The 26,096-nt window shown below is 47.8% G+C and carries 15 protein-coding genes; 7 read left to right on the top strand and 8 right to left on the bottom strand.

Going from position 1 to position 26,096, the window contains the following annotated elements; all coding sequences use genetic code 11:
* Positions 1–48: 48 nt before the first annotated feature.
* On the bottom strand, positions 49–2,403 hold the full coding sequence (locus WKT13_RS02585; protein ID WP_340322693.1) for a GH92 family glycosyl hydrolase: 2,355 nt from the start codon (positions 2,401–2,403) through the stop codon (positions 49–51).
* A gap of 678 nt (positions 2,404–3,081) precedes the next feature.
* On the opposite strand from WKT13_RS02585, the gene WKT13_RS02580 reads away from it, so the two are divergent.
* Positions 3,082–3,642, top strand: coding sequence for an RNA polymerase sigma-70 factor (locus WKT13_RS02580; RefSeq protein WP_294459050.1), 561 nt, complete (start codon positions 3,082–3,084; stop codon positions 3,640–3,642).
* 113 nt (positions 3,643–3,755) lie between these two features.
* Positions 3,756–3,974, top strand: a complete 219-nt coding sequence (locus WKT13_RS02575) for a hypothetical protein (RefSeq protein WP_340322692.1) — start codon at positions 3,756–3,758, stop codon at positions 3,972–3,974.
* A 983-nt stretch (positions 3,975–4,957) separates the two neighbouring features.
* Here the strand turns inward: WKT13_RS02575 and WKT13_RS02570 are convergent.
* From WKT13_RS02570 to WKT13_RS02540, 7 genes are all read right to left on the bottom strand, one after another.
* On the bottom strand, positions 4,958–5,881 hold the full coding sequence (locus WKT13_RS02570; protein WP_340322691.1) for an endonuclease/exonuclease/phosphatase family protein: 924 nt from the start codon (positions 5,879–5,881) through the stop codon (positions 4,958–4,960).
* A gap of 21 nt (positions 5,882–5,902) precedes the next feature.
* Positions 5,903–8,176, bottom strand: a complete 2,274-nt coding sequence (locus WKT13_RS02565) for a GH92 family glycosyl hydrolase (RefSeq protein ID WP_340322690.1) — start codon at positions 8,174–8,176, stop codon at positions 5,903–5,905.
* A gap of 247 nt (positions 8,177–8,423) precedes the next feature.
* Positions 8,424–9,401, bottom strand: a complete 978-nt coding sequence (locus WKT13_RS02560; protein ID WP_340322689.1) for a BT_3044 domain-containing protein — start codon at positions 9,399–9,401, stop codon at positions 8,424–8,426.
* 22 nt (positions 9,402–9,423) lie between these two features.
* Entirely contained in the window at positions 9,424–11,394 is a 1,971-nt protein-coding gene (locus WKT13_RS02555; protein ID WP_340322688.1) for a RagB/SusD family nutrient uptake outer membrane protein, read from the bottom strand.
* A 13-nt stretch (positions 11,395–11,407) separates the two neighbouring features.
* A complete protein-coding gene (locus tag WKT13_RS02550; protein WP_340322687.1) occupies positions 11,408–14,497 on the bottom strand; it encodes a SusC/RagA family TonB-linked outer membrane protein in 3,090 nt (1,029 codons plus the stop codon).
* Between the two features lie 36 nt (positions 14,498–14,533).
* Complete coding sequence (locus WKT13_RS02545) at positions 14,534–15,877, bottom strand: IPT/TIG domain-containing protein (RefSeq protein ID WP_340322686.1); 1,344 nt, start codon at positions 15,875–15,877, stop codon at positions 14,534–14,536.
* Between the two features lie 172 nt (positions 15,878–16,049).
* Positions 16,050–18,311, bottom strand: a complete 2,262-nt coding sequence (locus WKT13_RS02540; RefSeq protein WP_340322685.1) for a glycoside hydrolase family 95 protein — start codon at positions 18,309–18,311, stop codon at positions 16,050–16,052.
* Positions 18,312–19,182: 871 nt separating this feature from the next.
* Between WKT13_RS02540 and WKT13_RS02535 the strand changes: the two genes are divergently transcribed.
* The 5 genes from WKT13_RS02535 (at position 19,183) to WKT13_RS02515 (ending at position 25,976) form a co-directional block, all read left to right on the top strand.
* Positions 19,183–20,412, top strand: coding sequence for a nucleoside recognition domain-containing protein (locus WKT13_RS02535; RefSeq protein WP_298618859.1), 1,230 nt, complete (start codon positions 19,183–19,185; stop codon positions 20,410–20,412).
* A 188-nt stretch (positions 20,413–20,600) separates the two neighbouring features.
* Entirely contained in the window at positions 20,601–20,972 is a 372-nt protein-coding gene (locus WKT13_RS02530; RefSeq protein WP_340322684.1) for a four helix bundle protein, read from the top strand.
* A gap of 90 nt (positions 20,973–21,062) precedes the next feature.
* Positions 21,063–22,571, top strand: coding sequence for a lipopolysaccharide biosynthesis protein (locus WKT13_RS02525; protein WP_340322683.1), 1,509 nt, complete (start codon positions 21,063–21,065; stop codon positions 22,569–22,571).
* A gap of 41 nt (positions 22,572–22,612) precedes the next feature.
* Complete coding sequence (locus WKT13_RS02520) at positions 22,613–24,730, top strand: S46 family peptidase (protein WP_298618865.1); 2,118 nt, start codon at positions 22,613–22,615, stop codon at positions 24,728–24,730.
* Between the two features lie 73 nt (positions 24,731–24,803).
* Entirely contained in the window at positions 24,804–25,976 is a 1,173-nt protein-coding gene (locus WKT13_RS02515; RefSeq protein WP_340322682.1) for an FN3 domain-containing metallophosphoesterase family protein, read from the top strand.
* Positions 25,977–26,096 lie beyond the last annotated feature (120 nt).

The following is a 26,096-nucleotide window of genomic DNA, read 5'->3' as shown; positions in this document are numbered from 1 at the left end:
CCTTTATTTCTCTTTATTAGAAAGCGGATGGGACATGCCGGCAGAGGCTCAGCGGCTTGCAGTGTCGGCAGTACCGAAGTTCTTGTTAGGCTGCGGGCCCATGTAGAGCACGAGTTCACCACCGGCGGTGATGTCGCTGAAGTCGATATGACATGCGTCGAGAGGCTTGCCGTTCAACTCAGCACGCTGTATGTAGATATTCTCTGGCGAATTGTCAACAGCTTTTATGACAAATCGGCGGCCACTGTAATAATCGCGATCGAGCTGCACAGTTACTTTATCGAACACCGGCGAGGTTATCTCCACACGTGTGTCTCCGGGACAATACTGATGCAAACCGATGGCCGAAAGCACGTACCATGCCGACATCTGACCCACGTCCTCGTTGCCACAGAGTCCTTCCACCTTGTTGGAGTAAGCCTTGCGACAGATATGGCGCGTCCATTTCTGCGTGAGCCACGGCGCACCTATGCGGTTGAAGAGATATGGAACGAAATGAACCGGCTCGTTGGCATGATTGTAATAGAGGTTCCACATCATGTTGTCTGGTGTGCGTTCGAACATATCGTTGAGGTCGGCTATCACTTTATCGCGGCCTCCCATGAGTTCTGTCATGCCGTCAGGATCATGCGGTACGAACCATCCCTGCTGCAAAGGGTTACACTCAACACAGCCATACCATTCCTTCAACCGGCCTTCCTCAGGCCACGGTTGCCACGAACCGTCAGCCTCACGCGGTCGGAACCAACCTTTTTCGGAGTCGAAAATGTTACGGTAAGCCTGTGCAGCGGCGTAGGATTTAGCAGCCTCTTCGGGACGACCGAGCATTTCCGCCATACGTCCCAAGCACCAGTCGGCGTAAGCATATTCAAGTGTGTAGGACAGACATTGGCCTCCGGGAGTATAACCAAGAGTGCCGTTGCCGAACTTCTTTGTAGTGGCCACAGCGTAGCGGTAGGCTTCATCGGCATCCCATGTGCGTATGCCCTTGGCCCAGGCATCGGCCATCACGGGTATAGCCGGATTGCCAAGCATGCATCCGGAATATGCGTTGAGTATCTCCCAGCGTTCGTAATAGCCGTTACCGCTCTCACAGGCGAGACTTGTAAGCGAATTGATCATGTCGCTGACCACGCGCGGATTGATGAGCGTCTGGAGCGGAAACTGCGAGCGGAAGACGTCCCAGCCACTGAAGATGGTGCGTTTTGTGAAGCCTGCGTCGGCAGAATGGATTTTGTAGTCGCCGCCAACGTAGCGGCCGTCGCAGTCGGCATAGGTGCGCGGATCAATCATTGTGTGATAGAGCGCAGTGTAGAACACGGCACGGTCGTCAGCCGTTCCACCCTCGACGCTGATTCGCGAGAGGGCTTTGTTCCAGCTGTCGGCGGCGCGACGCTGTGCCTTGTCGAAACTGAGACGGGCAACCTCAGTCTCGAAATTGCGACGTGCTCCTTCAATATCGACAAACGAAAGACCTACCTTCATGTCCACCTGTTCGCCCTCTTTTGTGGCAAACTCGGTGAAAAAGCCTATATGCCGTCCGCTCATGGCTACCGTATCGCGCACGATGCGGGCTGCTACCACACGCTCAAGATAGCGCCGGCTCACCACATCGTCGCGCTTGCGCGACCAGTCTGACGGTATATCGGCCGTCCAGAAGCCGTAATGTTCGAGCGGTTTACTGAAACGGGCGTGAAAATAAACAGTATAGCGTGCCTTGCCGTCGCCGTTGCCCCAGCCTCCACCTTCAGGCGTGCAGACCATGTAGCCCTCGATGGTGTGGCTGTCGACAACGCGCACCGACTGCTCGGTGGAGGTGCCGCCGACACGACGGGCTAGGTCGATCTGAATACGCGAGGCATTGTTCTCCGGATAGGTGAAGCGCAACAGGCCACAGCGTTGTGTGGCTGTGCACTCGGCACGGATGCCGTAATCGGTGAGGAAACACGAATAGTACCCGGCGCTGGCGGTCTCCGTCTTTTTGTCATAGCGCGAGCGATAGCCCGGCACCGAACCGTCGGCAGTCCCGGCTATGGTCTTTATGCCGGCTCCGGTGGTAGGCATGACGAGGAAATTTCCGAGATCGCCATACCACCCCACTCCGCTCATCTGAGTCATGGCAAAGCCTTCTATGGTGGTATGTTCGTAGCTGTAGCCCGAACCATTGTCACCACCGGTGATGGTGTTGGGACTTACCTGAACCATACCGAAAGGCGTGGCGGCACCGGGAAAGGTCTTTCCCAGTCCGTGATAAGCGCCGGCAGCATCGACATTGGTGCTGGCTCCGATGAACGGATTGACTGAATCGGCAGGACGGCTACCCTGAGCCATGAGCACGGAAGGCATGAAGACCACAACGGACATGACTGAAACGCGAAAAACATGTAAGAAAGATAATTTCATAATATGGTAATGGCTAAATAGTAATACGACGCCTTCCTGAATGGCGCGGCGACATGCAAATATACTAAAAAAAAGCTGCATAAAAAGTTTTAGTGCAAAGACATGTCAAAAAAACGAGATATATGGACAAAAATATCACATATATCAAAAATATGAATACAAAAAGTTCTCATTTATGTTACAATTTCCCCGAAATGTGGTTTTAATGAAAACATATCATAAAATTACGGCAAATAATAACTCTCATTTTTTGTTTTTACATTTGTTTTTTTTACCTTTGTTTCCGATTCAGTTAGCCCGTTATGGGCTGGTGGGTTGATTTTGTCAGAAAAAAAGGACGTTTACGAACGTCATCTTCTGCGTACAAACTTCGCAAACTTGGACGATTATCAGGAAGATGCGGCAACGGAACGTTCACGACGGGTGTATTTTCACTCAATGGACACGGGCCACGGCCCGTGCCATGCTAGAGTAGAATATATCACGGCGTGGGCTAACTGCGTTGCTTATCCCTGATGAGGGCATTGCGAAGGCCTGTGCGCAGGATAAGCGGAGAGTAGATTTCCCACGTCTTTTTTTTAGACAATTCACCCGGAAAAAGAGAAGAGAACTTAAACCATACTGCCCTAAAAGGCGAGAACCGAACGACTACCAAAACTACGACAAAACTACTTAAACATGACATTCGCAGAAAACCAAACGGTGATAGACCTAATAAACCGTGGAGACGAACAAGCGATGAGATTTCTATTCACGACGTTCTATCCGCGACTTTACGGATATGCAATAAAATTCGTAAAGAACGACGACGCAGCCAAGGACCTCGTGCAGGAATGTTTCATACGATTGTATGAAAAACACGGTGAGCTGAAAGACATATCACTGAAATCAATGTTGTTCACTATGGTGAGGAATCTGTGTCTGAACTACATGAAACACGAACTCATAATAAAGAAACACATATCAGACATTCTGCAGAAATGCCCGGGAGAAAAACTGTACAACGAGGACTTCGAATATGAAAAGAGTTCGGACATGATAATAGAAGAATTGGAACACAATATTGAAACTGCCATAAACAGCATGCCGGAAACGACAAAGAAAATATTTATCATGTCAAGAGAACAAAATCTGAAACAAAAAGAAATATCCGAACAGACCGGCATGTCATTATACAACGTGAACAAACACCTGAAGCTTGCGATGACAACAATAAAACAGCAGTTGGATAACTCATAAGATGATAATATAGAAAAAAATGCGGTTTGTTGTCCGATAATGTTAAACATAAATAAAAACAATAAAAATCTATCCATGAAAAGCAAGAATTTGCGTGTTCTGTTGTTATTAAGATGCAGAACGACAATTTGATAAAAAAACTGGCACTGCTTTACTTCGAAGGCAAAGCAACGGACGAAGAGGAGCAGAGAGTGCTTGATTTCATAAAGGAATCGGCACAGAACAAGATAATTTTCGACAAGTGGGAAAACGACTGGGCTAAATCACACATACCGGACATAAAAACAGAAAGAGCCTGGGAGGAATTGAAAGAAAAAATGAAACAAAGATAAATTAATACAGAATAAATGGCAGGATAACAACAGACTCAAACCATGACAAACAACAAAGAATCAAAGTTAAAAACATTATAAGCAGCAGGTCTGCAACTATCAGTAAAAAGCCATATCTCTAACAAAATAATATAAAAACGGAAAATCGACCCTGTAGAAATTCTGTGGGGACAGGTTTTATGTATGAAGTACCGCGATATGAAGGATAAATTCCGGACAACACGAGGTATAATATACGGTGAAGCGCATCTATTCACGTAACAAGAAATCCACGTTGCCCCAACAGATAAATCCTCACCGCAAGAAGGACATATACTTCCCGTGCTTTTGCCAATGCCTCATATCGGTGATTTTAAAGAAAACTCCGGCGACGTGCTTACAGTTTTTCTTGACTTTTTTTTGACAAAATAAAATCGCAAAAGAGGTGTAAAGAAATGTTAAATATCATGTTATAAAGCCTATTTCAGTCCGAACTGCCTTGTAGTATATTCTGTTTGAGAATAGCAGATAATCCGTCTTGCGTTCCGATAATGCCCATATCAGCCTCTGGTTTCGTCTGTTTCAGGGTGTGATATTGTGCGTTTCAGGCCATAAAACGGGGCATATCATGTGCCGAAAGAGTGCTTTTTGCATGGCAGAAAAATCTCTTTCAGATATAAATATCTGGTATTCAATACTTTGCGTAAGTCTCTCATTTCTCGCGTATTTGCGTCCGAAGGAAAGTCCGCGCGCAAATTCTCATTTATTTTTTGGGGTAGAACAGAAAACTCGGACGTGAAAACCGCAGGTTACTGAAAATCTGTAAACGGCCCATATGGCTTCTCTTTCTGCTGAAAGCAACAACACCGATACGTGACTGAAGCCGCTGTTTCTTATTGCGACAAATCACCACCGGATTTCTACTGAAAAGAAAATCCCGGACAGGGACGACCATAACGCATGTCGTCACCGCATCCGGGAATAATCAGTATGTTATAATCAGCTTATTTGCCTTTGTAACGCATCTTGACAAAAACAGGATAATGATCGGACGGAGTGCGACGGTCATATTTGCCGAAACTTATTTCAGCAGGAGCGTCCTTGCCTTTGAGCGAATTGTCTCCCGAACCTGCAACAGGTGTCCAATAGGCATTTGTGAGTACGCCATAGCGGTCTACATCGAACGCCGGAGAAACAAACACATGGTCGATGCGGCTGTCTGTCTTCAGATCTGAATCAAACGAGTTGAACGTTCCGTTCTCAGCGAAACGCAGACGGCAACACTCATAAGAGTCTTTGAGAATGCCTGACTTGGTGAATATCTCATATATCTCATCGTTCTGATCGACATTGAAATCGCCGGTAAGAATGACCGGAGCACCCTTTGCTATCTCCTTTATCTTCTTCACAACGAGCTTCGCTCCCTCACGACGGGCCACTACACCTACATGGTCCATGTGAAGGTTGAAATAATAGAACTTGAACTTAGTATCTTTCTGCTGGAACTCACCCCATGTGCAGATGCGAATGCAGGCTGCATCCCATCCGAGTTTTGGAGTATCTGGAGTTTCGTTAAGCCAGAAATTGCCCTTACGGAGAAGTTTGATACGGTCTTTCTTGTAGAAAATGGCAGAATACTCACCGGCTTTCTTGCCGTCATCACGGCCGACACCGATGTATTTGTAACCGTCGAGTGCATCGGTGAGATCGCCCAACTGCTCATGAAGCACCTCCTGAGTACCGAAGATGTCGGGATCCTCGAAATTCACCTGATCGCATATTACCTTGCAACGTGTTGACCATACATTGCCGGCAGCATCATCGCCACTGTTATGATTGCGGATGTTGTAAGTACCAACAAAGAGCGACTGGGCGCATGCAAAAGAGGCTACAGCCAGCAATACGAATAGAAAAGAACAACGTTTCATAATGTCTGGATATTTTGTTTGTTATTTAAGTTTGTTTATTTCGTTTGTGAATGAATAAGGGAAGTCTGCCTCCGATGTGCCACGGCTGCGGTTGGGTTCGGCCGACATGGTATAGACAATATTGCCACCCTGCATCAAAGCATCGTGTGTAAGATAATTCTTCGTGTAAGGGCTGCCGTTGAGAGTCATACCGTTTATATAGCGGTTTGACGGGCTGTTGCCATCGGCTGTGACGGTCATTGTATTGCCGTTCTCAAGATGAAGCGTCACCTTGTCGAAATAAGGCGTGCCGAGCACATACTGGTTGGAACCCGGGCAAACGGGATAGAAGCCCAACGCCGAGAACACATACCACGCCGATGTCTGTCCGTTGTCCTCATCGCCGCAATAACCGTCAGGATTGGCATTGTAGAGTTTGTCCATCGCCTCGCGTATCCAGTATTGCGTTTTCCAAGGCTGTCCCGAATAAGCATAAAGATAAATCATATGCTGTATGGGCTGATTGCCGTGGGCATACTGGCCCATATTCATCACCTGCATCTCGCGCATCTCGTGTATTATGCCACGGCTGCTTACGTCGGGATAGACAACAAATACAGAATCGAGCATGCTGTTGAACACGTCTTTTCCACCCATCAGATTGATGAGTCCCTGCGGATCGTGGAAAACACACCAGCTCCAGTGCCAGCTGTCACCTTCGGTGAAGGTTCGGCTCCAGGCTGTCGGGTCGAACGGAGTTTCGAAACTGCCGTCGGCTTTCTTGCCACGCATGAGATTGAAGGAATGGTCGAACACGTTCTTATAGTTCATCGCGTTCTTGTAATATTGCTTTAATTCCTTATCAGACTTGCCCAATGCTTTACCGAAACGGTATATGCACCAGTCGTCGTAGGCATATTCGAGAGTGCGTGCGACGCTCTGGCTGTGCTTGTCGCATGGCACATAACCCAACTTGTTGTATTCTTCAAAACCGAGACGGCCCGTTGATGAAACCTTTGGATGAACCGCATTGGCTCCATGCTTCACTGCTTCCCACAGCGTTTCTGCATCATATCCGCGCAGACCTTTAAGATAAGCATCGGCCACAACAGATGCGGAGTTGTTGCCCACCATACATCCGCGATGGCCGGGGCTGGCCCACTCGGGCAGGAATCCGCTCTCCTTGTATGCATTGACAAGACCTTCCTGCATCTTCACATTCATCGACGGATACATCAGATTGAGGAATGGGAAAAGGCTGCGGAATGTGTCCCAGAAACCGGTATCGGTGAACATATAGCCCGGCAACACCTTGCCGTTGTAAGGGCTGTAGTGCATCACACGGCCATCAGCATCTATCTCATAGAAACTGCGTGGGAAGAGAACCGAACGATAAAGGCAGGAATAGAACGTACGGAGATGATCTATATTGCCGTCGGCCACCTCGACACGACCCAGAACCTCGTTCCAACGGGCACGGCCACGGGCAGATATTTCATCAATATTGTCATCACCAAGTTCTTTCAGGTTGAGAATCGCCTGTTCGGAACTTATAAACGACGAAGCCACACGTACATTGACCTGTTCGCCACGCTTTGTCTTGAAGCCGACGATGGCACCGGAATGATTGCTCGTTGAACTTAAAGAAGAGGCGTCTGTTTTTCCGTCAGCAACGGCAGCGGTGTAAGTAAATGGTTTGTCAAAAACGAGTACAAAGTAGTTTTTGAAGTTATCCGGCACACCGCCGCTGTTACGCGTGGTGTAGCCTACAATCATATTCTTCGACGGAATAATCTCAGCATGCGAACCTTTGTCAAAAGCGTCGAGCACGATATAAGCCTTGTCTGTTTCCGGGAAGGTGAAACGCATGGCCACTGCACGTTCTGTCGGCGCCAGCTCGGCTGTGACATCATGATCGGCAAGATATACTTTATAATAATAAGGACGTGCCACTTCTGCCTTATGTGAGAACCATGAGGCACGTTTTTCCTCATCAAACACAGCCTCACCCGTAACCGGCATCACAGAGAACTGACCGTAGTCGTTTATCCACGGGCTGGGCTGATGAGTCTGTTTGAATCCACGGATCTTGTCGGCCCAATAGACATAAGTCCATCCGTCGCCCATTTTTCCTGTCTGGGGCACCCAGAAATTCATGCCCCAGGGCATGGCTATGGCCGGATAAGTATTACCGGTGGAAAGTTCGAACTTGGATGCCGTACCAACAAGTGTGCTTACATAATCCACTTCGTCGGCAGCTCTTGTCTGCAACATCGTACAAATACACAGAGCTGTGAATAAAAAAAATCTCCTCATTTGTTTTCCGGTTTTATGTTGTTTGTTTAGTTGTCAGAAATCAGAAAAGGCTATTCCGGTTGTCGGCTCACATAATACAGGGCCGACGACAATATTTCGGTTCACACAGGCAAAGGTAATGCAAAAATCCGGTACAGCCCAACAAAAGGCGTATTTTAATCAGAAATTCATATCATACAATTCCAGAACAAAAAGAGCCGGTGTCTCACGACAGCGGCTCTTACACATAACTTATAAATTATAAACATTAATCTTCCACTTCGATATCAGCGTCAGGATAATCAACCTTGAATACGTCTTCGCTCTTTGTCAGAGTTGCCTCATAGCTGTAGCGTACATCGCGGTCTTCAATTGTGATGTCCTTATATTCATATTTCAGATATAATTTAGTCATCATAACAAGTTTACGCGAATCTGAAGTATTCTCATAGAACTTGAATTCGTATGTTCCTGCTATCTCATTTAACTCGATTGCGTTGTTCAAAGCGGTCATCCTTATAGTTCCGTCGTCATTGAAATGCAGGTTAAGAATGAAATTTTTACGTCCTTTTGTCGTACGGTCTACATTTCCTGCATACAAGTAGCATTCATTCTTAGAGATTGCATAAAGCTGCTTTCCTGTAGCCTGTGTTGTGTACGATGTACCTATCTGCTGCATATTTCCATTACCTGAATAAACGCCAGAATATTCATTCTTCAGATTGAGGAAATAAAGAGCCTTGGTGTACTTAGACGGTCCGACAGGTTCTCCTTCAGAAGATGCGATCTTTATAGGAAGCACATACTCTGCATAGATATTATGCTCACGCAGTTTGTTCAAATCGATCTTACAAAGAGCTCCGGCATTCAACTGACCAGAAGGAATAACGTATGAAGACTTGTCAAACGTATAGCAATCCTCCGGAAGCAGCAGATAATATGATTCCTCATCATATTTGTTCTTGTCAAAGTTATAATCTGCCAGAGTATCTTCGTCCACAGCAAGAGAAATGGTGATATCCTTTTTATTGCCGGTCGTTCCGTTCACACCGAAATAAACAGGAAGATCAACAGTGTTGTCATCGTTTATCTCCATCTCAATATTTTCCTGCCATCCGTTGTTCATCAGGTAAGTATATTTGGTGAACAACTCATAATCAAGGTCATCGCTGCACGATGCGGCACCAAAGAGAAGTACGGCTGCGGCCAGACCTTTCATAACCTTATTCATATGTATTCTTTTCATGATTGTCAATGTGTTTAATTTATTACCAGCCTGGATTCTGTGTCAGGTTCACATTACGTTTCAACTCCTTAACAGGGAACGGCCATAAATACATCTTCTGAGTAAACACCTTCGGCATTGAAGCCACAACAGTCGGACGATAGAACTCCTGTATACGTGTAACGTCATCACTGATGTTGATATTACATCCCATAAGAGGCTGATTTTCTTCGAGCAATGCGTCCTTCCAGCGACGGAGGTCATAATATCTGAAAGCATTTTCACCGACAAGCTCAATCTGACGTTCACGTTTAAGAGCTGTTCTGAACAGTTCCTGATTTTCGTAAACCACGTCATCGAAGTCTGGCACACCGGCACGCATACGTATAGGCTTCATTGCCGAACGGATTTCATTCACGTCACGCTGAACAGTCATTGTCTCACCGTTATACTTTTCAACTGTATAAGACTGACCCGGTGTCAACTCATTGAGAGCCTCAGCATAGATAAGCAACATTTCCGCATAGCGTATTGTGTTTTCTGTCTTATCCATACGGTATCCACCCTGTGTGAAGGCATCCTCATCGTTCACAAACTTCTTGAAACCGATACCTGTCAGCGGACAATCCTCCTTAAATCCCTGCTTTCCGTCGTTCAGATCACGATAATAGAATATCTGCTTGTTGCGATACTGTGCTTCATTTGCACTTTCGCATGCCCAAATTGATCCACAATATGCGATTGATGCATAGAAACGCGGTTCACGGTGTGCATACTGCCAAGAAACATTTGCCGGAAGGAAAGGAGCACCACCTGGGTTCGTAGGATTATCTGAAGTCGTGAAACCATCTTCCTTATAATATCCTGTCGCCTCAGCTTCCTGTATAGTCTGGCCATTATCCATGTAATATGCATCAACCAATTTTTGAGATACTCCGATAAGGTTAGAACCACTCAGAGTTCGTGGCATACAGTTAGACACCCAATAATTTATTTGATCACCACCACGACTTGTACGTGTGAAGATAAGTTCAGGATTCTTTGAACCGATAATTGTTCCGTCAAAGATTGACTTATATGAGAGATAAGGATCCACGTCTGCCCATCCGTCCGGGAAGTTCTTGTCTGAATATTTCTCATTATACGGAGGACGCTCATATTCCGGAGTTTCTGGATCAGGCTCTATCGTATAAAGTTCATATATACCCAGATCCATCACTTCCTTAGCGGCAGCGGCAGCTCTTGCCCATTTTGATTCATCATATTCCTGCGGAACGAGCTGACGTCCATGATTGTCTTTGACATTGAAGAGGTCTTTGTTTCCATTCATAAGAGGACTTGCCACCCATAGCATTATTCTTGCACGAAGGGCAAGAGCCGCTCCACGTGTAGGACGTCCCATGTTGTTGACAGTACGCACCATCGGTAATGAACGAGCAGCAATCACAAGGTCCTGATCAATAAATTCAACAATCTCATCAAGCGATGCTCTCGGTAATGACAGTTCCTCATAAGACAAGCTTACGTCAAGTCCATGTTCTGGAACAAGAGGCACCGGTCCGAAATGACGGATAAGAGACCAATAAGCATATGCACGAATAAAACGCATCTGTCCTTTCATATCAGCCTTCTCCACTTGGGTCAGTTCACCACAACGGTCAACATTATCTATGAAAGTCGTAGCCTTACGTATGGCTTCATAAGCCTTATACAACAAAGTCTCACTATCACCATTATTTGTTGAAGCACTGTAATTACCGTTCTGAATATCACGGCCTTCATATTTTACAATATCGTCGCTTATCCATCTGCGCACACCTTCACCTTCAGTTATATATTGTATAGGTTCGAATGCATTGGACAGCCATCCGTCAACATATTTTCTTTTCGAGAAAGCCGAGTCTATCGACAACTGGTCGTAGAAATATTTGTCCACATCCAGATAGTCAGAACACGACGAGAACATTCCGCCGGCAACGATCGGCAAAAATATATATAATAAGATCTTTTTCATGACTATGATGTTTTTAGAGATTGAAACTTAGATAGAAAGAGAATGTCCGGCTGATAGGATAAGCATTTCCGCTTTCGTTGTTTCCTTCCGGATCCCACCACTTGAACGGACTCCATGTAAACAGATTCTCACCAATGAAGCCTAAACGAAGACCTGTAAGACGAAGATGCTGTATGATCTCTCTTGGAACGTCATAAGTAATTTCGAGGTTCTTCAGACGCAGATAACTTCCGTCTTTCATCCAGTAGGTAGATGCACGGTTGTTGTTATTATTATTGGTGTAAGTCAGACGCGGCCATGGAGCGTTCGGATTTTCTGTATCCTTTGTTCCGGAAATGTCGCTCGGTATCCATCTGTCTTCTTCAACCATACGCTGCAGAATGTTACCAGTAGCACCATCATGGAAAGCGTGAGGACCATTACCACCCACAAAGAATGTACGCTTACCTGCTCCCTGGAACAGAAGGTTCATACCGAAGTTACGCCATGCTGCACTGAAACCGAAACCGTAGATGAGTCCTGGAACGTTGCGATAGCCGATCGGCACGATATCGTCCTCTGTTATGACACCGTCACCGTTCACGTCTTTATACTTGATATCACCAGGCATAATCGGGAAGTTAGCCAACGCATCCTGTGACGGGCTCTGTTTGATATCCTCTTCGTCCTTGAACAATCCGAGAGCAATAAATCCACGAGTCTGTCCCTGACGGAAGCCACGGCTCATCTTATACCAGAATTCATTTGCTGCCTCATCCTGATCGAGAATCTCAGTATTCTGATATGTCATATTGGCACGAAGTGTGAAGTTAACCTCACCTATCTTGTGATTGAATGCGATATTACCATCGAAACCATAAGAACGCATGCGACCTACGTTAGCCATAGGAGTCTGGTCGGCAAGACCTGTTGACAAAGGCATGTTGTTACGACGCATGAAGATATCGTCACGGTTGTCTCTAAAGTAATCCACAGTACCTGTGAACATTCCGTTGAAAATAGACCAGTCAACACCGATATCCCACTTTGTGGCCTTCTCCCATGTCAGGTTCGGTGTACCTACTGTTGTCATACGATAACCTGTGATGTAGTTGCTGCCGAACTGTCCGAAAGCATAACTACCATCAGCTCCCATCTCAGAAATAAGAGATATGTACGGGAAACGTGTGTCACCACCAATCTTATCGTTACCAACTTCACCCCAAGATCCTCTTACTTTAAAGAATTCAAGCCAAGGCAATGCCTTTCTTACCCAAGGTTCTTCAGAAATAACCCATCCTGCAGAAAATGCGGGGAAGAAACCAAACTGTTTGCCTTTCTCAAAGTTCTCAGAACCGGTGTAACCAAAGTTGAACTCAAAGAGATAGCGGGATTTGAAAGCATAACGCACCTGTCCTGAATAAGCAAGGTTACGTTTTGGGATCGAAGCGATGATATCGCTGCCGAGATTCGTATCAGAGTTTTCTTCCTGATAAACCATAAGCAAACCGTTCACCTGATGATTCTTGGCAAACAGGCGGTCATATTCAAGTTTAGCCTGCAGATAGTAACGCTTAGTTCCTGATGTAGAAGAGCTCTGAGTCATCGGCTGTACATCTTGCTCACGTTTGAGGATAAGCTTGCCGTAACCGTCACGATAGTTCTGAGCGCTCCAGAGTTCAGGAGACTTTGAACGTGTGATAGTATTATCATTCCATGTATCGAATGCGAATGTACCAGAGAATGTAAGACCCTTTGTAATGAAATCAAGTTTCTGATCGAGGCTTACGTTTGTCTCCATCTTGTTTTGCCATATTGTCCGGTATCCGGTCTGTGTCATAAGGAACTCAGGAGTCTTCTTGCCGTTTACAATAGGCCACTGTCCGGTAGACCATTTTCTCGGTGTTGTAAGCGGAGTGTACTCTGAGAAAGCCTGCCAAATGTCAGCAGAAGTACTACCAGGCTGCGTACGGTTGATAAGGTAACCGCCAATACCTACAGAAAGCACAGTGGTACGTGTGATGTTCATAGTGGTGTTGGCACGATAGTTGTAACGCTCATAAGTAGAGTTTGTGTTGTATTTGTTCTCAGCGCTACGTGTACGATATATACCGTCTTCATTGAAGTAAGCACCAGAAACATAATATGTAGCATTGTCACCACCACCGGTGAAACTCAACTGTGCACGATACTGTGACGCACCGTCCTTAAGCATAAGATCCTGCCAGTCTACGTTTGGATAAAGGTCCGGATCAAGATTATTCTGTATGATGTAAAGTTCCTCGTCTGAATAAAGAGGTGACTGGTAGCGTGCCAGACGTGCCTCATTGGCCAAACGTGCATAGTCTATGGCGCTTGCATATTCAGGCAACTTACCAGTCTGGTTATAACCATACTGCAACTTACCGCTGATTCGTATCTTTCCTTTTTCACCCTTCTTGGTTGTGATAAGAACCACACCGTTGGCACCACGGTTACCGTATACGGCTGTGGCAGATGCGTCCTTCAACACTGAGAATGATTCGATATCCTCGACAGGAATTTCATTAAGACTACGCTCAATACCGTCGACAAGCACAAGTGCACTCGCATTGGCACCGAAGGTAGAGATACCACGGATCCAGAAGTCTGACTGGTTCTCACCCGGTTCACCAGAAAGCTGCTGTGTGATGATACCCGGAACGACACCACCGAGAGAGTTGGAAAGGTTTCCTGAAGGAGCATTGAGCTGTTTCACATCAACCGTAGTGAATGCACCTGTCACAGTTTTCTTCTTCTGTGTACCGCTGGCAGTAACGACTACCTCGTCCACTTTCTGACTTTGTTCTTCAAGCACAATCACAACATTCTCAGGATCCTTTATGCTTACTACAGGTACTTCCTTCTTTTCAAATCCCAAGTAGCTCACTTCCAAAACCTCGAATTTTCCGGTCGTAATCTTGAATCGACCATTTATATCTGTTGACGAACCCAAACCAGGCTGGTTCTTCACGATAACAACCGCACCCATTATTGCTTCGCCTTTATTATCCTGTACGACACCTTTCACGGTGACAGAATTGTCTTGGGCATAAACCGCCGCTTGCACAAGACACAGGAGCATCAGTAACAATAATTTCTTCATGATACTTCTATTTTTTGTGTTTGTTATGTTATGTAATTACTCCACGACTACCTTACGTATAACGTGGTTCTCTCTGTCGGCAACGATAATCGACTGGTCCGACAAAATGGTAAGTCCCTCAGGGCAGTTGAACATTGCCACATCAGGCAGACCGTCCTTATATCCGCTTGTACGCGGCATTCCGGCATAGAGTGTAACTTCTCCGTCAGGAGCAATCTTACGGATGCAGTGGTTATATTTGTCCGCTACATAAAGGTTTCCGTCCTCATCAAACTCGATGGCACTCGGAGTATCAAACAGAGCAGAAGTTCCAATACCGTTCTGATAACCTGACGTATCCCACTGACCAGCCCACAACTCGGACTCACCAAGAGTTTTTGTTGTAATGTCATAAGGCATACGGAATATACAGTGACGGTTCTTCACTGCCGCATAAAGATATTTTCCATCATTACTGAAAGCAAGTTTCAATTCTGTGTTTGTTGCATTATTCACCTGAATCAAACGTTCATAGGCAATATCTATATTTGCATTCGCAACATAACGATATAAATAGCCATCACTTTGGTTATTGAAAATAACATCACCGGTTACAGGATTGACAGCAACACCAGTAAACTTAGGATCATCCATTCTAACCAAAGGCTTCACATCAACAAAACCACTTGCACGTGATATACCGACAAGTCCTGCTTTAGATGTACATTCGTTGGCAAAAAGATGTACCATATAGATTGTGTCTTCCTCAAGATTGAACGCTGCAGCTGTAGGGGACTGGAATGGACCAGAACTGTTCTGGACAAGTGTTTCAACCAGTCCTTCATACAATTTACGCAATGCTCCGTTCTTATCTGTTCCTCGTCCCTCGTCTATCTCATAAATCACGTCATCGCTGTCGTGGAACAAAGCCCAAGGACGCTGGAATGTAGCAACGTCATATTCGCCGTCATCACGACTTGCGTTTCCGTTCTGTCCGGCAATGGTAGAAACATTACGTTTGTATTTATAGCGGAATTCCACATCTGAAACGAACTCCTTCACGTTGTCTCCCTTGCCTACATACAGTTTCACAAGACCTGTATCAGCACGTGCAGGAACCACTGCATATATGTAGTCGTTTCTCACACCGATTATCGCGGCTTTCTTGTCATTAACCGTCACACGCAGATAGCTTGTGTCAGTTCCAAGGTTTTCGCCTTTGATTATCAACTGTGTGCCTACTCCTCCACTGTCAGGAGAAAACGACACAAACTTTGATTCCTTGTTTGCATCAGGCGGATAAACAACGTGTCTCTCCTCCGCAATGTCATTATCGGCGCAAGCCAGGAAGATTGCGGCGACAAAAGCAAACATAAACGAGAATTTAAACAATCCGTTCATAAAGTTTAAGTTAATAAAAGATTTTAATAGTTAGGGTTTATTTATTTTGGTTATTTAAAGGATATAACAATTAAAAATAAAAAAATTAAAACGCACTGTAATTTTTTTTAAAACTCGTTTTCATTTTAACACAATTGCAACGTCCGGACAAATTTCTTATAATGCCAGTATATTATAAGGACTGAACATATATACGATAAGTATGTCCGGGCTTGGTCATAAACTCCATAACGCCGTCCTCTACGGCCTTACATTTCATCCTGCGTCCGTATTTTCCCGTCACTTTACGCACTTTCACACCCGGCAGATACAACCGGCATATGCCTCCGGTCTCCGACTTCACGCTTGCTTCCGTGAGACGTCCGTCGTCCCATTCCGCACCGAATGTGAAACCACCGTGCGCACGCAGTCCCTCGAAACTGCCGTCGTTCCATGCTTCGGGCAGTGCCGGCAGGAGCCACACACCTTTGACTGTGTTCTGCAGAAGCATCTCGGCTATGGCAGCTGCAGTACCAAAGTTGCCGTCTATCTGGAATGAAGGATGTGCACAGAAAAGATTTCCGTACATGCCACCTGCGTTGTCGTCCATGCTCACCACTGTCACATCAGTAATATTCTGAGCCTTTTTCAGCAAGCTATATGCACGTTCACCGTCGTTCAACCGTGCCCAGCAGGCTACCTTCCATGCACGACTCCAACCAGTGGCACCGTCGCCACGCCAGTTGAGCGACACCCTTGCTGCCTCAACCAGACTGCGATCGGTCAGAGTAGAAATACCGCTGCAAGGATAGAGCGCCATGAGATGCGACAGATGGCGGTGACGGTCGTCGGGCGTATCGTCGGTTTTCAGCCATTCCCTCAACTGTCCTTGTCCTCCTATGTGCAGACCGTTGTCGAGCAAAGCATACTTCTCACGCAACTGAGCGACGAAACTGTCGTTCTCGCCCAGCACTTCGGCGGCCTCAAATGTGTTGGCGAACAACTCGTGTATGAGCTGCTGCGCGTAGGCTGTGCCGTCCTCCCAAGGTCCATGTTCTGGCGACCACTCGTCGGGCGCTATAAGTCGTCCGTCCTGCATCTTCAGGCGGTCGAACCAGTAAAGACATGTCTCCTTCATCACCGGCCACGCCACACTGCGCAGATATACGCGGTCGAGACCGTAGGCATAATGCTGCCACAGATGAGTGCAATACCATGCATTGGCCGGACGGTTGATGAGCCAATCGGTATAACCGAACAGATTGTTCTGCGTATGCACGGCCCAACCGCGGCACCCGTCCTTGCGCGCCACGCGCTGCCACGAGCCATCTTGCTTCATGGCTTCGGTACTGACATAGTTGATGAACGGCATATGACATTCGGCAAGGTTCGTAACCTCTGCCGGCCAGTAGTTCATCTGTATGTTTATGTTGCTGTGATAGTCGCACTCCCATGGCGGATTGTTCACGTTGTTCCACAGTCCCTGCAAATTGGATGGCACCGCACCGCCGCGCGACGAACTTATCATCAGATAGCGGCCATACTGGAAACAGAGCATGTCGAGATAGTTATTATATTTGTGATTGCGCAGCAGTTCGTCGGTGGTCATCTGAGGCACGTCGTCCGTCAGTTCCAGATCCACACGTCCGAACAGACGGCTGTAGTCCTCCACATGGCGTGCACGCAGTTTCTTGTATGCCAAGGCACTCGCACGCTCCACACGTGCCGACACGCGGGAATGTACTCCACGCGCGTCACCGCTGGTATATGTTGGCGATGACAGGTCGAAATCCGTGGCAGCAGCAAGCACCACTGTCACAGCGTCGGCACCGCTAACGACCAGCCGTCCGTCCTCCGTACGCACCGTTCCACCCTCAGCCTTCACAACTGCCTGCGCCTCATACTGCAGCAGATCGAGGCGTCCGCTCACAACAAACATATTGCCACCCGTCACGGCCTGCCGTCCTTCGCCGTCCACCATGCGCAATGCAAGATTGAGACGTCCGCGGCTGCCGGGAGTACTGAGCCTCATCACAACGACGCTGTCGGCATGACTGGCAAAATATTCACGCACATATCGCGTTCCTCCTATCGTATAGCTCACACGCCCCACGCCCTCGTCGAGCGACAGTTCGCGGCAATATCCGGAACACGTGTCCGGTGTCTGGAAATCCATGTATATATTACCGAAGTTGCGGTATGCACCGCGTTTTTCCGTAGAGCCCGACCATAGGGTCTTCTCGTTGAACTGCACCTGCTCATGAGCCACACCTCCGAAGAACATGGCTCCCATATCACCGTTGCCCACAGGCAGGGCCGACGTCATCCACTCCACGGCAGGTTCGTCGTACCACAACTTAAGGGGCACGCGCTCCGCAGCCTGCAACGGCACAGTGAGACATGCCGTCGCAAACGACAAAAGAATATAAAGCGTATGTATGCTCATTGTTTTCATAGCGTACAGAAGATTTTCTGGTGAAGTCGCGACCAGCGGCATCCTAAGCAATACAGACATATGCATGGAGCGCGGAAGGCCACAAAACCATAATGGGTATATATGACAGAACAACCGAAAACAAGAAAAATCGAAAAAAGAATACCATAAATGTTGTCGCACTGCCGTCCTACGCAATCATGAGGCGCCCAGCAAACACACAAGTCCATGCTCCTTACGGCATCATCAAAAAGCAGACCGAAAACGCCACGCCGTGCTAACGGATGTTAATTTTTTAACATATCATTTTTCGAAATCTACAACGCCGCAGCCACATAATATGCCTTTTTCCAGAACGGAGAAACCATATCTCATGCCACCATAGCGGAGTATACAGGACGAAAGAGTCTTTTTTACATCTCCGTATGGCCCGTTTCAGGCGATGATACAGGCTATTCCATCACATGAAAAAGCCCATATCGCACCATGAAACGGCCTTTCTTACAAGCACACAAAGCACGCGGCATTTATCTAAGAAGACATAACTCCCTATCTGTCAACAAAATACACGAACATCACAAAAACTGCAAAATTCAGCCGCAAACCTTCATTCGCTCCCGAAAAATCGATTTTCAGCCCTCCCACGCCATGTATTTTTTAACACTCTCCCTTCTGTCCGACCCTCATTTTCCACCTTCAACGGCCACCGTTACAATATATCCGCCGATGTCATATCGGCCGTCACATTAATAATATTAATATAAAATATTTTACCATTTGCAAACTAATTCATAAATTTGCAGTTCGAAACGTAACATACTGGAGAACATGCCGATATGCGGTCAAAGCCGGCACAGTTCTCATATTTTTACTTAAAAACACATCCATACCGATGGTTCTCAACTACATCTGGATAGCATTCTTCGTCATAGCCTTCGCCATTGCCGTGGTGCGGCTGGTGTTCATGGGCGACACCGAGGTTTTTCCCGCAATCATGAATTCAACCTTCGACACGTCGAAGACGGCGTTCGAAATTTCAATAGGACTCACGGGAGTATTGTCACTGTGGCTCGGCATCATGAAAATTGGCGAGCGGGGCGGAGTGGTCAACGCTTTGGCTCGGGTGCTCTCGCCGGTGTTCACGCGTCTTTTTCCAGACATTCCCAAGGGCCATCCCGCAACAGGATCAATCTTCATGAACATCGCGGCCAACATGCTGGGCCTCGACAACGCCGCCACTCCACTCGGACTGAAGGCCATGGAGCAGCTCCAGACGCTCAACAAGCGCAAGGACACGGCCACCAACCCCATGATAATGTTCCTCGTGCTCAACACGTCGGGACTGACCATAATTCCCGTATCCATCATGGTTTACCGTGCGCAGATGGGCGCGGCGCAGCCCACCGACGTGTTCATACCACTGCTGCTCGCCACCTTCTGCTCTACTATGGCCGGCATCATCGCCACTTCGCTCTATCAGCGCATCAATCTGCTCAACCGCACCATGGTGCTCACGCTCGGCGGTATGTGCGTGGCTGTGGCGGCGATAATATGGGGTTTCGGCAGCATGGACAAGGTGACGATGGGTACTGTGAGTACATCGGCAGCCAACATACTGCTGTTTCTCATCATCATAGTGTTCATTCTGGCCGGCGTAAGGAAGAAAGTAAATGTTTACGACGCCTTCATAGAAGGTGCGAAGGATGGTTTCTCCACCGCCGTGCGCATCATTCCCTATCTTATCGCCATGCTCGTGGCCATCGGAGTGTTCCGTGCCTCTGGCGCCATGGACGTGCTAATCAATGGTGTGCGCTGGATTGTAGAGGCATGCGGAGGCAACTCCGACTTTGTCGGTGCGTTACCAACGGCAATCATGAAACCCCTTTCGGGCAGCGGAGCACGCGGAATGATGGTTGACGCCATGACCACTTACGGTGCCGACTCGTTCGTCGGACGTCTGAGCTGCGTGTTCCAAGGCTCCACTGACACCACGTTCTACATACTCGCTGTCTACTTCGGCAGCGTGGGAGTGCGCTACACTCGCCACGCCGTGGCCTGCGGACTGTTAGCCGATCTTGCCGGTATTCTGGCAGCGATAGCCGTATGCTACATGTTCTTTTAAAGGTAAAATAGTAAAGAGTAAAAAGGTAAAAAATTAAATTAAGAGCGGGAAAAGACACATATATAGAGCGAGGAAAAATAAAAAAGAACGGAAAGCGAAAGAGATTGAAATAATAAAGAATTAAAGAGAGAAAGAAAAAACTGGAGAAAATAAAACGATAAAGAATAAAAAGAGAGACGGAAAAGCTTATGACTGGCGATAAAGAGAACACGATATATAAGTTATGCAAGAAATTCGCATTGAGAATTATACGCCTTTGTGTGTTCTTGCGCGACAGCCAACATGAGCAGATCATGTCTCGACAGATATACCGGAGTGGAACAAGCATCGGCGCAAATGTAGCCGAAAGCGTGTTTGCGCAAAGTGATGCTGACTATATAAACAAACTGAAAATAGCTTTGAAAGAAGCCAGCGAAACACGTTACTGGCTTGAGCTTCTACATGAAGCCGGTTTCATAACCGCCAAGGCTTACGAATCATTGCTGAATGATGTGAACACAATAATAGGAACATTGATAAACATAATTAATAAATTAAAGGATAAATGCGATAAAAAGTAATGTCACAAAGACGCATAAGTGTTTCATACAAATATGTATTATCTTCTGTGCTTTACCTTTTTACCGTTTTACTTTTTTACATTTAAGAATATGGCTGGACTATCTTCTCTTGCAAAAGATACTGCTATTTATGGATTGAGCAGCATCGTTGGGCGTTTCCTCAACTATCTGCTCGTGCCGCTCTACACGGCCAAGCTGTCGGCAGCAAGCGGCGGCTACGGAGTCATAACCAATGTCTATGCCTACACGGCGCTGCTGCTCGTCATCCTGACCTACGGCATGGAGACCACTTTCTTCCGCTTCGCCAACAAGGAGGGCGAGGACCCGAAGAAGGTATATTCCACCACACTGACAGCCGTGGGCTTCACATCGCTGCTGTTCGTCGTGATTGTTCTGACATTCATAGGGCCGATATCCGGCGCCATGGGCTATGCCGACCATCCGTCGTATGTATGGGTAATGGCCATCGCCGTGGCTCTCGATGCCTTCCAGTGCATACCCTTCGCCTATCTGCGCTACAAGAAACGCCCGGTGAAGTTCGCGGCACTCAAACTGTTTAACATCGTGCTCACCATAGCACTCAACCTCGTGTTCTTCCTCCTTCTGCCCGCACTCTATGATAACGGCGGCGCCGACTCACTGGTAGGAAAAATCTATAGTCCGGAGGTTGGCGTGGGCTACGTATTCTACATCAATCTGTTCTGCTCCGCGTCGCTCATGTTCTGTCTGCTGAAAGAGCTCATCGGATTCCGCTATGTGCTCGACCGCGCCCTGCTGCGCCGCATGCTTTCATACAGCTGGCCTATTCTTGTGCTCGGCATTGCGGGCATCCTGAACCAGACTGCCGATAAGATTCTTTTCCCATACATATATAAGAACGCTGACGCCCACGCCCAGCTGGGCATCTACGGTGCGGCGAGCAAGATAGCCATGATAATGGCAATGATAACCCAGGCATTCCGCTACGCCTACGAGCCGTTCGTCTTCGGCAAATCGAAAGACAAGGACAACCGGGAGACTTACGCCAAAGCCATGAAGTATTTTCTCATCTTCACGCTGCTGGCATTCCTCGTCGTGGTGGGCTACATGGACATTCTGCGCCATCTCATCGGCCGCGACTACTGGAGCGGACTTAAGGTTGTGCCCATCGTCATGGCCGCCGAGATCATGATGGGCGTTTACTTCAACCTGTCGTTCTGGTACAAACTCATCGACAAGACCATCTGGGGCGCATGGTTCTCGGGTGCAGGATGCCTTGTGCTTATACTCGTAAACGTCATCTTCGTACCGCGCTACGGCTACATGGCATGCGCCTGGGGAGGCTTCGCCGGATACGGCACAGCAATGCTTCTTTCCTACTTTGTAGGTCAGAAACACTATCCCATCAATTATCCGGTGAAGGAAATGGCGCTCTACACAGGCGTGGCGCTGGTGATGTTCGCCGCCATGACAGAGACAAACTCCAACCTGCCCGTATGGGCCGCGCTTGCTGTCAACACGCTGCTCATACTGCTCTTCACCGCCATGATAGTGAAACGTGACCTGCCTCTGAGCGGACTGCCCGTCATAGGCAAATATTTCAGAAAGAACAAATCATAATAAAACACAATACATTAAACAAAACATCAAACAAAGGATTTATGAAAATCAAGACATTATTATTGTCGGCACTACTCGCTACGGGAACGGCCGCACACGCCGATGAAGGCATGTGGACTCTTTTCGATCTGCCAAAGCCTGTCTTTGAACAGATGCAGAGCTACGGCTTCGCTCTGCCATACGAAAACTTATATTCGAGCAATGACGCGATAAAGAATACTGTGGTGAATTTCTCAGGATTCTGTTCGGGTGTCGTTGTGTCACCGGACGGTCTGGTGTTCACAAACCACCACTGCGGTTTCGAGGCAATCCGCAGCCATTCAACAGTAGAGCACGACTACATGCTCAACGGTTTCTACGCCAAGAGCTATGAGGAGGAACTGCCCAATGAGGATATGTTCGTCAGCTTCATGGTCGACCAGAAGGACATCACCGACTACGTCAACGGATTCGGAATACAGGAAATGAGCATCGACCGTCAGGAACAGTTGCTCGACTCTCTTGAGAACGCCATGTCGAAAGACGTTAAGGCCAACGACAGCACTCTGCGTCTGGAGATAAAGCCTTTCTACGAAGGCAACAGATATTATGCCACAACTTACCGCGACTTCACCGACCTGCGACTGGTCTTCACCATCCCGAAGTCGATGGGTAAATACGGTGGCGAGACCGACAACTGGATGTGGCCGCGCCAGACTTGCGATTTCTCCGTATTCCGCATCTACGCCGATCCGAAGACAAACGGTCCGGCCGAATACTCAAAGGACAACGTGCCTTACCGTCCGGAACACTGGGCACAGGTGTCGCTCGACGGTTACAAGGACGGCGATTTCGCCATGACAATGGGTTATCCGGGCTCTACCGAGCGTTACCTCTCATCGTACGGAATACATGAAATGCGCGACGCACAGAACGCTCCTCGTGCTCAGGTGCGCGGCATCAAGCAGGAAATAATGATACGCCACATGCGCGCCAACGAGGCTGTCCGCATCAAGTACGACTCAAAATACGCTCAGAGCTCCAACTACTGGAAGAACTCCATCGGTATGAACAAATGTATCGACAGCATCGGAATCATCAACCAGAAGCAGGAATACGAGAAGCGCATACGCCAGTATCAGGAACAGACCGGCATACTCAAGGGCAAACTCGACTTCGACAAGATGGCAGAACTCTACAAAAAGCGCTTCGACGTGATGCGTACGCTCACTCTCTTCAGCGAGACTTTCGGCCGTACAAACGAATTCACAACACGTGCATTCATGCTCTCCAACGGCATGGAGGTGAAAGGTCCGAAGGACAATCCTAAGAAACAATACGTTGAATTCGCCGACAACAGCGAAGAGTGGGACGAGGCTCTCGACAAAGAGGTGATGGCCGCACTGCTGAAGAACTTCGCAGAACAGGTTGATCCCTCTGAGCTGCCCGACTTCTACAAGACCATAAAAAAGAAATTCAAGGGCGACTACACAAAATACGTGGATTATCTCTACAGCAAGTCTGTAATCATGAAGAAGGGTGAGAAGATCTACTTCAACTCTAAATCATACAAGAAAGATCCGGGCGTACAGTACGGAATAGACCTCATCGAGGCACTGGGAGCTCTCCGCGAGGAACTCATACCGGTGAACGACGAGATCGAAATGCAGGAGCGCTATCTCTGCGACGCCAAACTCCGCATGGAGCAGGACCTTCCCCACTACTCTGACGCCAACTTCACAATGCGTCTGAGCTACGGTCAGGTAGGCGGATATGAGCTCGGCGGCAAACCGTCTGGCTACTATACAACAGCCGAGAGCATCGTTGAGAAGATGAACCGTGCCGACGAGAACATCGAGTATGCAGCCGAACCGATAATGAAGGAACTGCTTTCAAGCAAGGACTTCGGCATGTACACCGACAAGACAACAGGCAAGATGCAGCTCTGCTTCCTCACCAACAACGACATCACCGGCGGTAACAGCGGTTCGCCGATGTTCAACGGAAGAGGCGAACTCATCGGACTCGCATTCGACGGCAACTGGGATTCTCTCTCAAGCGACATCCACTTCGACACTCGCCTGGCACGTTGCATCGGCGTAGACATCCGCTACGTGCTGTTCATGATGGACAAGTGGGGACACGCTGACCGTCTGCTCAGAGAAATCAACGCACGATAATCATCCGGCGGGAACACCGTTCCCGCACCGGATTTTTCCTTATACAACCAACAAATACCAACATACACACCCTATGAGAACAGGAAAGATTCTTGCAACAGCGCTTATCTGCATGATATCGGCAGTATGTGCGGACGCCAAAATAAAGATACTGTACGGTCCGTATCTGCAGAACATAAAGGCCGACGAGGCCACGATAGTGTGGGAGTCGGACACGGTTTCCGTGGGATGGGTTGAGATTGCGCCCGACGACGGCACCCATTTCTACAGTGAGGAGCGTACGAAGTATTTCGACACCACCAACGGTGTGAAGAACGCTTCTACGGTGCACACCGTGAAGATAGAGGGCCTGCAGCCTGCAACAACCTACCGCTACCGCATCTATTCAAAGGAAATCCTGTCTCATAAAGGCACAAAGGTGATATACGGAGACGTTGCGGCGACCAATGTTTTCAGAAAACAACCGCTGAAGTTCACAACGAGCGACTACACAAAAGATGCCGTTTCGTTCGTCATGCTCAACGACATTCACGGACGCAGCGACCTCATTCCGAAGCTGCTCGGGCTCGCCGCATACGACGACAAGGACTTCGTGGTGTTCAACGGCGACATGGTATCGTCGTTCGCCGACAAGAAATCGGTGTTCGAAGGGTTCATGAACACGAGTGTTGAACTGTTCGCCTCGCAGAAGCCAATGTACTATGCACGCGGCAATCATGAGACGAGAGGCGAGTTCGCCACGTCGTTCCAGGAATATTTCTCGCCCGAGGAACCACATCTATATTATGTGTTCAGACAAGGTCCGGCGTGCTTCATCGTTCTTGATACCGGCGAAGACAAGCCCGACTCAGACATAGAATACAGCGGCATAACCGACTACGACAACTACAGAACGCAGCAACAGAAGTGGCTGGAAAGCCTTTCCGACAACAAACTGGTGACCGGTGCCAAGTACAGAATTGTCATAGCACACATGCCGCCATCACGTTCGAAGGACATATGGCACGGACAGAAAGAGGTTCTCGAGAAGTTTGTCCCTGCTCTGAACAGTCTCGGTGTCGATCTGATGTTGTGCGCACACCTTCACCACAATGTGTATGAGGAGGCGGGAGACATCATAAAGTTTCCCGTCGTGGTCAACTCCAACGAGAGCGTCCTTGCCGCCGATATAACACAGGAGGGCATCGACATCTCGATAACAGGACTTGACGGAAAGAACAAGTTCAGGAAGACGTTTGCCAGATAAGGGGCTGTCCGCAGTACGCGTCCCCAACGGCCATCAGGCCACATACAGCCTCTCCGTCCGCACGACAATGCACTACGGCAGACAACAAGGCAAAAGGCAAATCGCACAAGAAAGAACATC

Source organism: Prevotella sp. HCN-7019, assembly GCF_037890215.1.
Classification (GTDB): domain Bacteria; phylum Bacteroidota; class Bacteroidia; order Bacteroidales; family Bacteroidaceae; genus Prevotella.
This window is presented reverse-complemented; position numbering and strand designations above follow the sequence as displayed.